The 15,848-nt window shown below is 40.1% G+C and carries 11 protein-coding genes; 3 read left to right on the top strand and 8 right to left on the bottom strand.

Features of this window, described 5'->3' with window-relative positions:
* Positions 1 to 70: 70 nt before the first annotated feature.
* Together BK049_RS10755 and wecB are read right to left on the bottom strand one after the other, a co-directional pair.
* Positions 71 to 1,423, bottom strand: a complete 1,353-nt coding sequence (locus BK049_RS10755) for an IS1182 family transposase (protein ID WP_071167934.1) — start codon at positions 1,421 to 1,423, stop codon at positions 71 to 73.
* Between the two features lie 130 nt (positions 1,424 to 1,553).
* Positions 1,554 to 2,693 carry a non-hydrolyzing UDP-N-acetylglucosamine 2-epimerase gene (wecB, locus tag BK049_RS10750; RefSeq protein ID WP_071168489.1) on the bottom strand — a complete coding sequence of 380 codons (1,140 nt, stop codon included), beginning with the start codon at positions 2,691 to 2,693 and terminating at the stop codon, positions 1,554 to 1,556.
* 202 nt (positions 2,694 to 2,895) lie between these two features.
* Between wecB and galU the strand changes: the two genes are divergently transcribed.
* Positions 2,896 to 3,777 (top strand): UTP--glucose-1-phosphate uridylyltransferase GalU, encoded by an 882-nt coding sequence (gene galU / locus BK049_RS10745; RefSeq protein ID WP_071168488.1) that lies wholly within the window; start codon positions 2,896 to 2,898, stop codon positions 3,775 to 3,777.
* A gap of 30 nt (positions 3,778 to 3,807) precedes the next feature.
* Here the strand turns inward: galU and tagH are convergent, their stop codons facing one another.
* The 5 genes from tagH to tagD all read right to left on the bottom strand — a co-directional run bounded on the left by tagH (position 3,808) and on the right by tagD (position 10,672).
* Entirely contained in the window at positions 3,808 to 5,409 is a 1,602-nt protein-coding gene (gene tagH, locus BK049_RS10740) for a teichoic acids export ABC transporter ATP-binding subunit TagH (RefSeq protein ID WP_071168487.1), read from the bottom strand.
* Between the two features lie 19 nt (positions 5,410 to 5,428).
* Positions 5,429 to 6,256 (bottom strand): ABC transporter permease, encoded by an 828-nt coding sequence (locus BK049_RS10735; protein WP_008357537.1) that lies wholly within the window; start codon positions 6,254 to 6,256, stop codon positions 5,429 to 5,431.
* Positions 6,257 to 6,405: 149 nt separating this feature from the next.
* Positions 6,406 to 8,670, bottom strand: coding sequence for a CDP-glycerol glycerophosphotransferase family protein (locus BK049_RS10730; RefSeq protein WP_071168486.1), 2,265 nt, complete (start codon positions 8,668 to 8,670; stop codon positions 6,406 to 6,408).
* A 48-nt stretch (positions 8,671 to 8,718) separates the two neighbouring features.
* Entirely contained in the window at positions 8,719 to 10,185 is a 1,467-nt protein-coding gene (locus BK049_RS10725) for an alpha-glucosyltransferase N-terminal domain-containing protein (RefSeq protein ID WP_071168485.1), read from the bottom strand.
* Positions 10,186 to 10,282: 97 nt separating this feature from the next.
* Positions 10,283 to 10,672 carry a glycerol-3-phosphate cytidylyltransferase gene (gene tagD / locus BK049_RS10720; RefSeq protein WP_008357543.1) on the bottom strand — a complete coding sequence of 130 codons (390 nt, stop codon included), beginning with the start codon at positions 10,670 to 10,672 and terminating at the stop codon, positions 10,283 to 10,285.
* A gap of 370 nt (positions 10,673 to 11,042) precedes the next feature.
* On the opposite strand from tagD, the gene BK049_RS10715 reads away from it, so the two are divergent.
* Both BK049_RS10715 and BK049_RS10710 read left to right on the top strand, forming a co-directional pair.
* Positions 11,043 to 11,813 carry a WecB/TagA/CpsF family glycosyltransferase gene (locus tag BK049_RS10715; protein ID WP_071168484.1) on the top strand — a complete coding sequence of 257 codons (771 nt, stop codon included), beginning with the start codon at positions 11,043 to 11,045 and terminating at the stop codon, positions 11,811 to 11,813.
* Positions 11,814 to 11,824: 11 nt separating this feature from the next.
* Positions 11,825 to 13,012, top strand: a complete 1,188-nt coding sequence (locus BK049_RS10710; protein ID WP_008357547.1) for a CDP-glycerol glycerophosphotransferase family protein — start codon at positions 11,825 to 11,827, stop codon at positions 13,010 to 13,012.
* Between the two features lie 17 nt (positions 13,013 to 13,029).
* Here the strand turns inward: BK049_RS10710 and BK049_RS10705 are convergent, their stop codons facing one another.
* Positions 13,030 to 15,660 carry an N-acetylglucosaminidase gene (locus BK049_RS10705; RefSeq protein WP_071168483.1) on the bottom strand — a complete coding sequence of 877 codons (2,631 nt, stop codon included), beginning with the start codon at positions 15,658 to 15,660 and terminating at the stop codon, positions 13,030 to 13,032.
* Positions 15,661 to 15,848 lie beyond the last annotated feature (188 nt).

Genomic DNA, 15,848 nt, shown 5'->3' with positions numbered 1-15,848 from the left:
TTCTACAATCTTTTTTATTTTCATCGTAATGATGGTGGATAAGATTGAATGAAAAAGGCCTCCCACACACCTAGCCTAGCTTCGCTAGGTGTGTGGCAATCTTCTTCATGTTCTGACAGGCAGCTGTGAGAAGCACTTGCTCACTCACATTTTGTTTTCCCCTCAACCGGCAGTAGCGAAGCCCATGCAGTTGTTTTGAATCTGCAAAGCTTCGCTCTATTTTTTCTTTTCTTTTTTTGTATAGCTCTTTTCCAGCGGGAGACAGACGATTTTGTCTGACCTTTTCTTTATGTTCCTCCCACACATGTCTTGAGATGACCTTTTGATGATTTTTAGATCTTGTACAGTTTTCAAGAAAAGGACACGAAGCACATTTTTTGGGATCTGATTTGTAGAACCTATAACCTTTTCGATCAGTTGTGGTATATGAAAGCTTTTCACCCTTCGGGCATATGTAGTGATCGTGTTCAGAGTCATACTGAAATTTCCACTTCTCAAATAATCCTCTTGTTGGATGAAAGCGTCTATGTGCGATAACACCAAAAATACGTCGATCGGATAAACCTTTACAGATTGGGGTTGTCAAATAACCAGAATCAAGGGCAACAGCTTCTACTTGAAAACCAAATCGTGCGATTTGGTGATCCAGTCGTTCAAGATATGGTACAGAATCGTGGACATTACCTGGTGTGACATGAGCATCAGTGATGATATTGTACTTCATATCTGTTGTACGGTGGTCTAGGTAGAAAAAGCCTTCTGGCTTGTTTTCACGATAAAGATAGCCACTTTCAGGATCAGTCTTACTTTGACGAATGTCTTTTTCCGTTTTCACCTCCTCTTTTACCTTTAAGGGCTTTTTTCCGTGTGCCACCCGATCTTCTTGGATCGCTTCTTCTAAATCATTTATATAGTTCTGGGTATCTTGTTCAATCGTTTTTCTCGTATATTTATGTTTATTGGCATTGGCTTTAAGATGAGTTGAATCAGTAAAAAGAACGCGGCCTCCTACCATATCATGATTGATAGCTTGAAGCACGATCTCGTCGAAAATGTCTTGAAAAATCGTTGTATCTTTGAATCGAGTACGACGATTCCAGCTAATGGTCGAGTGATGAGGAACGGGGTCATTGATGTTCAAACCTAAAAACCATCTATACGCCATGTTATAGTAAATTTCTTTTTCAAGTTGTCTTTCAGAACGGATACCGTACAGGTATCCGATAAACATCATTTTGAACAAAATAAGCGGATCAAGAGAAGGGCGACCTTTATTCTCGCTATAATACGGTCTTACTTTATCTACGATAAATGAAAAATCAATGTACTGATCAATTTTACGAAGCAGGTGATCCTCTTCGACCAGTTGATCTAGCAATACAAATTCGGCTTCGTGCTGAGAAGAATTTCTAGTGTGGAACATGAGAAAAACACCTTCCTTTAGTATGCTTTTCTCTATTATAAAATGAGGGGATGGAAACTTTAAGGGAAAAATAAAAGCTGTCGAGATTTTCTCGACAGCCTGAGACTACGTGAATGTAGTCTTCGTTTTTTTATGATTGAAATGGGGCTGGCTTTTCGTCACTTAACCCAAAACGATGAAGGAGCTCTTGAACGATACGTTTCGATGCTTGTCCATCACCATAAGGGTTAGAAGCCTTCGACATGTGATCGTACTCTTGCTGGTCTTCTAACAGCTCTTTTGCCATCTGATAAATGGTTTCCTCATCTGTTCCTGCGAGCTTGAGCGTGCCAGCTTTCACGCCTTCTGGACGTTCTGTTGTATCACGCAGCACTAATACTGGCTTCCCTAAAGATGGAGCCTCCTCTTGCACACCGCCGGAATCCGTTAAAATAAAGTGTGAAGCAGCAGCAAAGTTATGGAAGTCCACCACTTCAAGCGGCTCAATTAAGTGCACACGATCGAGATCACTGAATTCCGTCTGTGCCGCATCACGAACGACAGGATTTAAATGAACAGGATATACGACCTGAACATCTTCAAACTCTTCTACAACACGTCTAATCGCTCTAAACATGTTTTTCATCGGCTGACCAAGGTTCTCCCTACGATGAGCCGTTAATAAGATCATTTTATCTGTGCCTATTTTCTCTAGAATAGGATGCTGATACTGTTCAGTGACTGTTGTTTGCAGAGCGTCAATGGCGGTATTTCCTGTGACAAATATGGTTTCTTCTTTTTTATTTTCTATTAAAAGATTCTGCTTCGCCTCATGTGTAGGCGCAAAATGAATATCGGCAATAATTCCGGTCATTTGGCGGTTCAATTCTTCCGGAAACGGTGAATACTTATTATGTGTTCTCAAGCCTGCCTCAACATGACCAACTGAAATTTGGTGATAAAAAGCAGCCAAACTTCCCGCAAAGGTTGTCGTTGTGTCTCCATGAACAAGGACAATATCAGGTTTTTCCTCTTGGAATAATTGATCTAGTTTTAACAGGGCGTTTGATGTGATTTCAGATAATGTTTGGCGTTCTTTCATAATATTTAAATCGTGATCGGGCTTGATATCAAAAGCTTTCAGCACTTGATCAAGCATTTGACGATGCTGAGCAGTCACAGTAACCGAAGATTTAATTTGTGGATATTTTTTTAGTTCAAGGACAAGGGGTGCCATTTTAATCGCTTCAGGCCTCGTCCCGAATACAGTCATTACATGTAATGTTTTCAATAGTCGATGCCTCTTTCCTTCTCAATTATTATGAGCCCATTATACAAAAATTATCTACAATTGATAATTGAACTTCATTATAGCTTAATAAAATATTTAAATAAAACATCACAATAGAGTTTGACTCCTTTTAAAAGTAAGATAGAATTTAATAGTATACTCTCTATATATACAATCGTATTTAAGGAAGGTGCAAAATTCATTGAAAAAAGTACGTAAAGCCATTATACCAGCTGCAGGTCTAGGAACACGTTTTCTTCCTGCAACAAAGGCCATGCCTAAGGAAATGCTCCCAATCGTAGATAAACCAACTATTCAATATATTATCGAAGAAGCTGTTGATTCAGGCATCGAAGATATTATTATTGTGACTGGGAAAGGGAAAAGAGCTATAGAAGATCATTTTGATTTTGCTCCCGAACTAGAACGTAATCTAGAAGAAAAAGGGAAGACAGAATTACTAGAAAAGGTAAGAAAGTCCTCTAATATTGCTGACATTCACTACATCCGCCAAAAGGAGCCTAAAGGGCTTGGTCACGCCGTTTGGTGCGCCCGTAACTTTATCGGCGATGAACCATTTGCCGTGTTACTAGGGGATGACATTGTTCAAGCCGAAACACCTGGGCTCCGCCAGCTGATGGATGAATATGAAAAAACCTTGTCATCTGTGATCGGCGTTCAGCAGGTAGCAGACAGCGATACGCACCGCTACGGGATCATTGATCCTCTTACACAAGAAGGACGCCGCTACCAAGTAAAAAACTTTGTTGAAAAGCCGCCGCAAGGAACAGCACCATCGAATCTAGCCATTTTAGGGCGCTACATTTTCACGCCAGAGATTTTTATGTTCCTCGATCAACAAGAAATTGGTGCAGGCGGAGAAATTCAACTGACAGATGCCATCCAAAAGCTCAATGACATCCAGCGCGTATTTGCCTATGATTTCGAAGGAAAACGATATGATGTCGGCGAGAAACAAGGTTTCATTGAAACGACCCTAGAGTTTGCCCTTCAGGATGAAGAGCTGAAAAAGAAACTCATTCCATTTATGAAACAGCTTCTTGAAAAAGAAGAAGCCCATTAAAAAAGCTGCCGGCATCGGCAGCTTTTCTCTTTATTTCATAACTGAAATGGTCAGCGTATGCTGTTCATTATCAATGACAAACAGATAATTTCCGCCCTTTACTGCGAATTTCGTTTGTTTCTCATTCATCCAGACATTCTGTTCTGTCAGCCCGAGTGTCGAAGGAGAAATCGTCATGATCTCGCGGAACACCATCGTATTCGCCTGTCCATTTTGAATCACATAATCCGTTTTTTCAGTCGTCAGCCGCTCAATGGCATCACCATGTTCACTTTTGACCGAGATAAGTGTTTGCATTCTTTGCTTCAGCACAGACTCCTCTTTCCCAAGGAAAGAAAGTAAGTATTCATACGAGCCTGCGGATGCGGGAGATACGTAGGAATTGAACTGTGCGGGTCCGATGGATAATGGCTTCAACTCATCTGCGTTTTGCAGCGCATTAGGTTTCGCATAATACGTCTCTGCTGCCGTTTTGATTTGAACGGTTTGTTTGTTTTCAGCCACAGCCTGTACTTCTTGTCCAAACGGCAACGTAACGTCTGCCTTTTTCTTCATGGCTTGGTCTTTATAGACTGTCATTGGATCTGCCTTGACTATGGCCAGTTGATCAATTTTTTTCATATCAGAGGCACCTTTCGTCTCATTCTTCGTTGACTGAGGCGCCTCTGTTTTATTTGATGGAATTGCACCAAATGTCGCCAGCGTACGAAGCGGGCGGTCCGAAAACATAGAAAGGGCAAGTAAGATGGTGAAGAGCGCTAAAATTGTCACTTGTAACGCTGGTCCGAAAAACGAACGTCGTTTCCCGTTCTCATGATAACGAGACACCCTTTCTGTCTTTTGTACACCTTTTCGGCCTTCCTTGTGCTTCAATTGGTATTCCTTTTTCTCTTGCTTGGATAGCTTGTTAAACCATTCAACAAACTCCTTATACTCTTTCACAACCTTTTTCGTATCATCAAACATACGAAGCTCACCATAATGCATCCAAGCAACCCGGTCACAGATTTTTTGGATTTGACTAATGGAGTGGCTCACAAAAAAGATTGTCTTTCCTTGTTCTTTAAATTCTGTAATGCGGTCCACACATTTTTGATAGAAGGTTTGGTCTCCTACAGATAACGCTTCATCAATAATGAGGATATCTGGATCAATATGTGCTGAAATGGCAAAGCCTAAACGAGATTTCATCCCGCTTGAATAGCTCTTTACAGGCTGATCGATAAAGTCGCCAATATCCGCAAACTCGACGATTTTTTCATATAGCTCGTCTATTTCTTTATTCGTCAGCCCCATCATTAAGCACTTTAATCGAATGTTGTCTTTACCGCTTAATTGATTATTCAGCCCTGCCGCAATGGCAATTAACGAAGGCTGGCCATCCATATCAATCTCACCGCTCGTCGGTGGAATGATTTTCGCTAGAAGGTTCGACATCGTTGATTTTCCAGATCCATTGATTCCTACAAAACCAATCGTCTCACCTTCATATACGTCAAAGGACACATCACGAACAGCAAAGAAACCTTTTTCATTTTTATTAGGAAAAAACAGCCCTTTAATCTTATCCGACTGTTTTTTATATAGGACGTATTGCTTGGATACGTTTCGAAACGAAACCTTTAGTTTCATCGTATAATCTCCTTACTTTTTAAAGAAAATCGACAAATTTATCCCTGAATTTCATATGAAGCAATGAACCAACTGTTAAAAGAAGGAGCGTCATCAGCCAAAAATAAAGCGTATATTTCACATCATGGAAGAACCATTCTCCCTTTAACAAGCTATTTCTGAAACCATCAATAATGTAGAACAGAGGATTCAGTCTTAAAATATCTCCTATCCATGCCTTGTCTCCAGTGAGCTTCTCTGAGATATTCCAAAAAATCGGCAACAAAAAGAAAAGTAAACGTGTCACGGATTGTAACAGAAATTGATAGTCTCTCACGAGTACGCTAATTGTTGAATTAAACAAACTAAACGAAAACATAAACGCGATCATACATATAAGGTAGTAAATATATTGTAGCCAATGCGCGTCAGGATATATGCCATAAGAAATCAGCACAATGAGATAGACACCCATCATGACAAAATAGCTAAACAAATTGGACATGATGACCACAGACGGCAGCGCACTAATCGGAAAATTCATTTTCGATACCATATTAATGCGTTTAAACACACTGTTTGATCCATCAAGAATTGTCGGGCTAATGAAAAACCACGGTATTAATCCGGCAAGCATCCAGATGATAAATGGAACCTCCATGCCTCCAATAACAATTGGCTGTCCTCCTCTAATTCCCATACCAAAAACAAACCAGTAAGCCAGCATTTGAATCAATGGATTTAAAAACTGCCATAAAACACCTAAATAATTCATCTGATATTTTGATTTTGTTTCATAAACAGCAAGTCGCATAATCAGCGGAAATGAGCCGATTTGCTCCTTCAATATCGTCAACATTGCGTTCATTGTTATCTTCCTTAGATATAAGTTTTTGGGATTACTTTTTTAAAAAGCACCGTTCATAATTGTAACAGAAGTTGAGGATTATTTCACTTTATATCATGATAAAAGGCTTACAAGCCATTAGCTGTAAGCCTTTATCCTGTTTATTTAACCTATTCAAACACTACTTCCACCACACGCTTCGATGACTCTCCGCTCTCTAAATAGCAGAACTTTTCATAAAACGGTGCGAATGAAGCTGGTAATGTAAAAGTCGGCTGTTCTGTTTCTCTTACCCATTCAATCACGCTTGATGTTTCTTTTACAAGCGGTCCTGGTGCTTCTTGTTCAAAATCGAAGTAGAAGCCTCTTAGTTTGTCACGATATGTTTCGATGTCTGGTACATAGAACAGCATCGGACGTTTGAGGTTTGCATAATCAAAGAACACGGATGAGTAATCTGTGATGAGCAGATCAGAAATCATATACAGGTCTCGAATGTCTTCGTAATGAGAGAAGTCATAGGCAAAGCCTTCATATGGTCCTAGATCAAAGTTTTCAGCGACTAAATAGTGCATACGAAGAATGATGATATATTCTTCTCCGATAGCTGCTCTCAGCTCATGCAGATCAAGGTCTAAATCAAACTTGTACTGCCCTTTTTTATAAAATTGATCGTCTCTCCATGTCGGTGCATATAAAATCAATTTTTTATCAAGCGGCAGGTTCATTTTTTGTTTGAGTGCTCTCATCGTTTCTTCATTGTTTTGATTGTGAAGGAAATCATTTCTCGGATATCCCGACTCAATCATGGTCTTCTGGAATTGGAACGCACGTGTAAAGATTTCAGTCGAGTATGCATTAGGAGAAATGAGATAATCCCAGTTCGATGCTTCTTTCGTGAAGTTCTTTTTGTATTTCTTTGTGTTTGTTCCAGGCATATGCACTTCGTCCATGTCCATCGCCAGTCGTTTTAACGGCGTACCGTGCCATGTTTGCAAATATGTTGTGTGGTCTGGTTTTGGAACCCATAGCGGCAAACGGCTGTTTACGACCCAATACTCGGCTCTTGCCATCGCAAAAATCCATTTGAATGACAGACGATTGATATAGTAGATGCCTCTTTCCTTAAACGGTGCTTCATGCCCTTTTTTAACGCTCCAGATCAGCGTATATTCAGGGTGATTTTCTTTCATATATTCATAAATAGCACGAGGGTTACAGCTGAATTGTTTCCCATTAAAGCTCTCAAAAACAACGGTTTTCTCTTTCACAGATAGCTTACTCGCCAGTGTAAAGGTCGTTTGGAACGTCCTTGTCACAAGTCGATTGCGGACTTTTTTGATTTTGCCGATTTGCTTTTTGACTTTCTTCCATTTGCTCTTCACATAGTACTTAGCACGTGTCTTCATGGTGTAATCATTAATTCGGATGCCAAGCGTTTGTCTTTTTTTCTTTCGGTACACTTCATATCGAATCGGTACATCGTTTCGTTTATGAATTTGAACAAGCCCTTTGAGTTTGTTTGAACGGTCTCCCAGCACTAAAGAAGTCGTTGTTAACGTTTCTTCCACTCCGTTAACATCGCAAATAAACTCAAGATAGAAACGATATACAAGGCGTTTGTTTAAGGAATAAGTTAATTCCTTCAAAGGGACTTCTGCTAAAAATTGATAAAGCTGTGGTGTTTGATGGTCATCACGGTATTCAATTGCTTCATCTTTTTTATGTGTGATCTTTACCGGAAAGCGGTGCTCAATTGGTTCTTCACCATTCTTCTTCAATAGAAGCTTTACTTCTTTGATTTGATATGGGTGCTCTGCACTCAGAACGCCTGCATACCCAGATAAAGATAACGTACATTCTTTGTTAAGCTCGATGTGATTGAATTTCACAACTTTGAGCTCCCGCTTGATTTTCAAAGAAGCATTTCCCTTGTCTGTACGATATGGAATAACATACAGCATCGCTTCTTTATTTTCTAAAAATGTCATCTCTGGCGTTTCAATGTCCATTTTCAAGCGACGTTTATAATATGGTGTTTTCTCTTCTATTTCAGAATCTGCATTGATATCGGCTTCTTTTACTTCCTCTTCCTCTTCTTCCGAATCAGAATCATAGGCTGAGTCTTCAAGCTCGTCTTCGTCCTCTTCTTTGTCTGCGCTCAGATAGTCCGTAACATATAAGTTATATGTCTGGCCTTGCTCTAACGAAAGCGGGAACGAAGCTTCATTCAGTACCAATTTGAATAGATTCTCTTCCTGATGAACAAGCGGAAGGAATAGTTCTTGTTTTGATACCCTTTCTCTCATAAACAGATAAAATTCTCTATCTGCTAATGGCATGTCATCGTAGATGCGGACGAGCATTTCTAATTTCTCATGATGATTTTTTAAACCTATAACGACACTCTTCTTTTGAATACCCTCTTCAATCATTAATCGTTAGTCTCCTCTATTCAAAAATCTTACCGCTATTTTGTATCATTATTTCACTTTCCAAGAATAGTTCCCCTGCTTTGTTTGATACGACCAGCCATCTATTGATGATGGTTTATTGGTCAGGAGCTCTCCCTCTACTTCTAGACGTTGCAGAACTTCTTGAAGTTCTTCTGTTTTGAAGCGAATGTAAAAATCAACATATTTCGTTTCGTTCAATTCAATGTTTTTCTTTGTTTGAAAATGACCAATTGGGAAGCTAACTTGATGGTTTTCATCAATTGTTTGAGAGATAATTTCAGCTCCATTGACTCGATCATATCCTGCAAAATCAATTTTCACATGATCCGCTTGGCTCATTTCGTCCTTCACCTCAAGCTGAAGGTGCAGAACATGGTGTTCAGAGCTTAGATCACGCAAGCTCCATTTCATGCGCTCCACGATACTTCTCAGTTCATCTTTACGCACACGGTTTTCGAGCATCTGATGAAGGGCTCTATTCCAAGCCGGCATTTCATCAGAAGGCACATGATAAAAATAAGCTTGTTCTCCCAATACCTTCTCGACATCTTCTTTATGCTTAGTATCTCCAAAGAAGACGGCATCCACTTGCTGTTTTCTGATTTGTTTAAATAATTCTCCATATTGAGAATCAATGTGGTGCGGGTTTTCCTCATAATGGGCTTCATGCACAAAAGCAGCATAATAAGTTGTTTCCGGTTGATCTATTTTAAACAGATGGCGATCTTGGTCCCGTTCCTCTGTTACCATCAGCTTTAACCGGTCATTTTGTGATTGAATCATAGATAGCCATTGCTGCTTTATATCCGCCTTCTTTGAAAATGTTTGAATTCCTGTTTTTTTATACCAATTAATATGGCGCACTGGATTTTTTTTTGCATCACCAGAGTAGATGATCTCCATAAAGATGCTGCCATCGTCCTTGATCAATTCCTCTAAGTATAGAGCGCCTGTATGAGGAACAAAGCTTTGTACTCTGCGCAAAGCTCCCTGCCAATCGTATTCTTCCCTCTTTACTAATTGCTGCTCTTCATTATATTGATCAATCGTCCAAATGGGGAAAGAAGGCAGTTCATATCTCGTCACCTGAATGGTCGATTCATCTGCCGGAATGACCGATTCATTGATCGAATGCGGTACTTCCCCTGCAATAAACTCCGAGTAATGCCTTTTGCTCCCGCTCTCCGGTAAAATATAATGTTCGAATACATTCATGATGTCAATTTGAGGATGGAAGGCCTCCTTCATGCTGCGGATACGTTCCTTCGCATTTACATCGAAGTTCAAAGTTAAAATCACAGCACGTTTATATTCCTCAGCCAGTCGCTTTAATCTTGCATTTAAAGACTTCGTTAAACTATCATCCTGTTTTGGCACATCACCTACAATAAAGTAGTAGTCCATATCAGGGATACCAACTGATGTCATTGTTTCATGTGGTTCAGGTTGATCCAATGTGTGTTCAACTTTTTTCTTCATCCAATTTTGAAACACAGGAAGCTCTCCTTAAAAATAATGATGCCTTGCTCATTGTATTTTACATGAAAAAGCACTTCTCACCAAAAGATAAGAAGTACTTTTTTTCAATCTATTAAAGTCCCGCAATTTCTTCCTTAATTTGTGTTGTCGAGATACCTTCTGTTCTCTTCAAGTAAACGACTTCACAATACTCTTTCAAGAAATCGAATTTGCCTTCCCAGTCATCTCCCATGACAAATACATCAATGTCATGCTCTTGTACATCGCGGACTTTTTGATCCCAGCTATTTTCTGGAATGACTTCGTCTACATAACGAATGGTTTCTAAAATCAGCTTTCGATGCTCGTAGCTATGATAAGCCTTTTTTGATTTTTGTAAATTAAATTCATCTGTAGAGATGGCCACCACTAAGTAATCTCCGAGCTGCTTTGCACGCTCTAGCAGCTTGATGTGCCCCCAGTGTAATAAATCAAATGTACCGTAAGTAATAACTTTCTTCATTGTAAACATAAACTCCTTTCTTTCATCCTTATTCGTCTGCTTCAAACAGTAATGTTTATCCGTAATCCTATTATCATCGATTCATATTTTTTCGCTCTTCGGAACCTCATTATATCACAACGCCCAACAAACGTTAAGCAGATGTAAAGACAAACTATTTCCAATTTAATGGGCACGAATGAAAAAGTCCGAAAAATCAATGTTTCACTAGGCTTCAGTCCTATGAAGTGATGAAAATGTCACGAAATTTAAAGGATTGTAAAGTTATTGTTAATATTTCATGGAGCAACTGTGATAAAATGATGAGTAGGTGAAGAATGAATTTACAATGAACGTTCATAGATAACAAGATAAAAAGGGGGTCTGAGCAATGCAAACAGAAATGGTCTCTAACCTTTCTTATGTAAATGGCGACTTAGAAGAATTTATCAGCTATATCAATCAACATCATATTTCCCAGAGAAGAGGCGCCATGATTGCGACGGTGAATCCAGAGATCGGCTATGCAGTCATGAAGGATGATGCGTACCATCAAGTGGTCTCTTCTGCGGATTATGTACTGCCGGATGGTGTAGGTGTTGTGTTGATGTCACGTATGACACAAAGTCCATTGAAATCAAGAATTGCAGGTTTTGATGTGTTCATGTCTATGCTCGATCTTGCAAACAAGCAATCTAAAAGTATCTTTTTATATGGGGCGAAAAAAGAAGTGCTTGAGGCTGTCAAACAGCGGATTGATTCGGAATATCCAAATGTGGTGATCGCAGGCAGCTGTGACGGTTATCAAGCCGACAAACGTTTTGTGGCAAAACAAATTGCTCGTTCAAAACCAGATATGGTATTTGTTGCTTTAGGTTATCCAAACCAAGAGAACTTTATTTATGAATACCGTCATTTGTTCCCGCAAGCTGTTTGCATCGGTTTAGGTGGAAGCTTTGATGTATTTAGCGGAACGGTGAAACGTGCACCACGCTGGATGATCAAAACAAATACAGAATGGCTGTACAGACTGATTGTCAATCCGTGGAGATGGAAACGAATGCTGAATATTCCGAAGTACGCTTTTGCCGTATTAAAAGAAAACAAAGGGAAAAAGCGCTACTATCCTGAGCAAGTAAAGGATCAGACGAAGCAGCTGTGAGAGACTGATACATGATGAATATACGCTCACTGATCATCTCATGTTATGCAGCTTTTGTGTCTTTCATTGGATGGCTGATGAGCGGCGTGAAACCTCGTGAAAACCAGGTGACGCTGCTTGTTTCATTCCAAGAGAATGCAGCTGCTCTCATTGATGCTTATCAACAACAGGCGAATATGACGATGAAGCTCACTGTCCTCTATACGAAGCATGCTTCCGTGATAGAAAAGGACGTGCCTCATGTGTCATTTCGCTATTTTCATGAAAAAAATCCCTTCCATCTCATTCAATGTATGTATACGATGCTGAAAAGCAAAGTCGTTGTCACGGATAATTATTTTCTGATGACAAGTGTGCTAAGAAATAGACCTTCTACTACTTGTATTCAGGTGTGGCATGCCAATGGCGCTTTGAAAAAGTTCGGTCTTGAAGACGCTTCAAATCGTGACCGAAGTTCTCGTGATCTGAAACGCTTCAAGCGGGTCTATGCGTCTTTCGATTATATCGTCACAGGCTCAGATCAAATGCGTGAGATTTTTAACACTTCATTTGGCGTCGATGACGATCGTTTTTTACCAACAGGTGTGCCGTTTACGGATGTGTACTATGATCAGCGCCCACCTTCCTTTGATACAGATGTTTTCCCAAAAGGAAAAAAAATCTTGCTTTATGCACCGACCTATCGAGATTTCGCTATGGACGATCTTGTCCTACCCTTTTCAAAAGAGCAATTGCAGAAAGAACTGAACGGTGACTACATCCTGCTCGTTAAGCTTCATCCTGCGGTTAAACATTTAGCCAAAGCTGAAACAGATGGTGAATGGATATTTGATGTGTCCGATCAGCCGCTCTATCCTTTGCTCTATGCCTGTGATGTCTTGATTACGGATTATTCGTCAATTGTGTTTGAATATGCGCTGCTTCAAAAACCTGTTTTATTCTTCACTTATGATCTAGAAACTTATCGAACGAAACGCGGCTTAGTCGATCATTATGAAGACATCATTCCAGGAAAGGCTTGCGTGACTCATGACATGCTCTTAAAGGAGCTAATGCAGCTAAACGAAGCAGACAATCGAGCCTTATTAAAAACCTTTGCTGAGGAATGGAACCAATATTCAAAGGGGCAGTCAAGTAAACAGCTCTTATCATTTATCGAACAGCAGCTCTTACACAAAAAACGTCCGGCTTCTCAATAGGAAGCACGGACGTTTTTTTATTGGTTATACACCGGAATATCATAATACAGCGTATAGTTATCAAGTAAGTTATATAAACTATACATACGAGTGACCTGTTTATAAGCCCATCCAATATCCGTTGCATATTGATGAGTGGCTGCCGCAGACCAGCGCATTTTATAAATCGTATCTTGTTGGTATGTGGCGTTATTGATATAGCTGTTACCAATGAATTTTGCCCCGCCGATAATGGCTGCTTCTGGCGTAAACCATTGCTGTTCATACGCATACTTTGCACCAAGGTAATTCGGATTGCTGTCATATGCACCAATGCCATACATATTATATACGATCTTATCATTAAATTTCGTACCGTTCGCTAAAACCGAACTTCCGTTACCAGTTTCAAGCAGCGCATGAGAAATTAAATAGATTTCGTTGATATGATACGTTTTCGCTGCTGTAATAAAGGCTTGTCCTTTTCCAGCTAGAATACCTTTCCCTGCTAAAATCTTCGAATTGACTTCAGCCGGATCGAGATTCGCAGCTTCAGAGAGTTTGAGAAATTGAAAATATGATGGCGTACCCTCAACGATATTGGCTGGGTCTACATATTTTAATACTTCTGCTGAACTCGCATTTCTCCAGCCAAGGCTGATCTTTATCCAGTTTCCTTCTTTCCCAAGCTGTTTCACTTTTGTGCCCTTGTTCAGCTGTGCCACAATGTTGCTTGAAGAACTTGAATCCGGTGTAGAACGTACATTTAACCCATCCGTATTCACTGTTGAAGTCGCTGCGTCTACATATGTCGCATACACATATGCCGCACCATCTGTCTGTGGTGACACCTTCATTTGTTTGTTCACCATCTCATTGACAGTGAGGTTATAATTCGTTTGCATAACCATTGGACCATTTTTGATTTTGGTTGCGGTGGCTGTCCAGCCATATTGGCTTTTCACAAAAGCAATGGCCGCATTGGCACTGGTTAATCCGGTGAATTGCTGCGTCATGTTGATTTTATATACCGGTGATGTTGTCGTTGTATAAGCTGCTGTTTCATTCCGTTTTTTGAAAAATGTCATGCCTTGATCACGCAATGCAGCAGTCGAAATGACACCTGTTTTGATCTGATATTGACCATAATCGGTTGTACCCGTTTTTTGGGCGGCCGCCTTCATTTTTTGTTTCGTCAAATAGCTAAGTGCTTGATTGAGTTTTGTCTGATTCACAGTCGCCTCTGTTGTGATACGGTATTGCTTGACAACTTCTGTTAAAGTTTTTGTACTACTGGCAACCCCATTTTTCTCAATGATTTCTTGCGCCTGCTTCACTTTGTTTTGATCATATACAGGTGTTGTCACCAAGCTATACGCTTTGGTGACGGCTTGCCCCTGGGCTGTTGTGATGTTACTTGTTACCTGTTGTGCCTTTAAGTATTCGGCACCTTTATTCACTTTTGCCTGGTCCATTGCTTGATTGACGACAAGTCGATACGTGCTGTCAGATGCTACACCTGTTTTTTTCGTTGTTGCGGACACCTTTTTCTTTTGGAAGAAAGCGGCTGCTTTTTTCGCTTGATCATCACCCAAAAGATTCCCAGTCACTACTTGATATGGCTGCGTAGAAGATATTTTTTTGGACGTATAGTGCCATTTCTTTTTCTTGAAAAAGTCCACTGTTTTTGCGTAAGCCGTATCGTTTAATTGATTGAGCTTCACGATATAATTTTTCGTTTTCCCTACTCGCTGCAACGTACCGGCAGCACCAGTTTGTTTCTTGATCTGCGCTACAGCTGAGGCTGCTTGTTTGCTGTCTTTGAAATAGCCCGATTCCATGCTATACACATTTTTAGCAGCTCCTGCCTTCTGAATCTTCCCGCTGATTTTTGCTTCTTTTTGCAGCTGGGTCAGAAGGATCTGGGCTTTAGACTGGTTAGCTTGTGCAGCTGATGTGACGATGTAATACGGCTTGCCTGCAGCCACCGTTTGAAGCACTGCTTTTATACCAGATTCCTTTTGAAAGCCTTGCAGGATGGTATTTGCCTTACTTTGTCCAACAATATTGCCTGAGATCAGCTGATACACGGTGCCCGCTTTGCTTTCAGTTTGGTATGTACTAGTGACTCCGACCTGCTTTTGTAATTCCGTCTGAATATTTTTGACCTTCGTTTCTGAATCAATGACTCCTGAAATGACCTGATAAGAAGGTTTGCTTTGATTGATAGGTTCATAGGAGCTATTGAGCCCTGATGTTTTCGTCAGCTCTAATGAGAGCTTTTTCGCCTGGCTTTCATCGTTGATTGGGTCAGATACGACCTTTTGTAAAGGAAGGCGGTCACCTACTGGAGACACAGTACCGCTCATGCCCAGCTCCTTTTTTAATGCCGTAGCACTTGCACTTGCTGCAGCTTGTGAGTCATATCCTGAGGCAATGAGTTGATAGGTTGATGTATTTCCTGAGGTTTGATAAGTGGCTGTCCACTTTTTGTCCTTTTTCAATGCGTCAACTGCTTTTTTCACTTCTGCTTCTGTTGTAAATACTTTTGAGGTGCTGATTGTATAAATGGATTGATCGACATAGGAGGCTGCTTGTGCTTCTTTGCCTGTGTGTAATGTCATACCAAAGGCAGCTGCGAGTAACATAATCTTGATGGTTTTTTTCACGTTCCCTGTCCCTCTCTTAATTTTGCATATAGTCTACTAATCTCTTTATCGACAAAAACATCAGACTTTGTTAACAGAATAAGATTAATATATTTAAATTCCATGAAAAATGTCATTTTCGGGGGGACTTTTACCCCAATACATCATCTTAAATTTACTTTAAAGATAAAATGATTTCTTAATTTTCC

The organism is Bacillus xiamenensis (assembly GCF_001857925.1).
In the GTDB taxonomy this organism is placed as follows: domain Bacteria; phylum Bacillota; class Bacilli; order Bacillales; family Bacillaceae; genus Bacillus; species Bacillus xiamenensis.
Note: the sequence above shows the minus strand (reverse complement) of the source record. Positions and strands in the feature narration are given on the sequence as shown.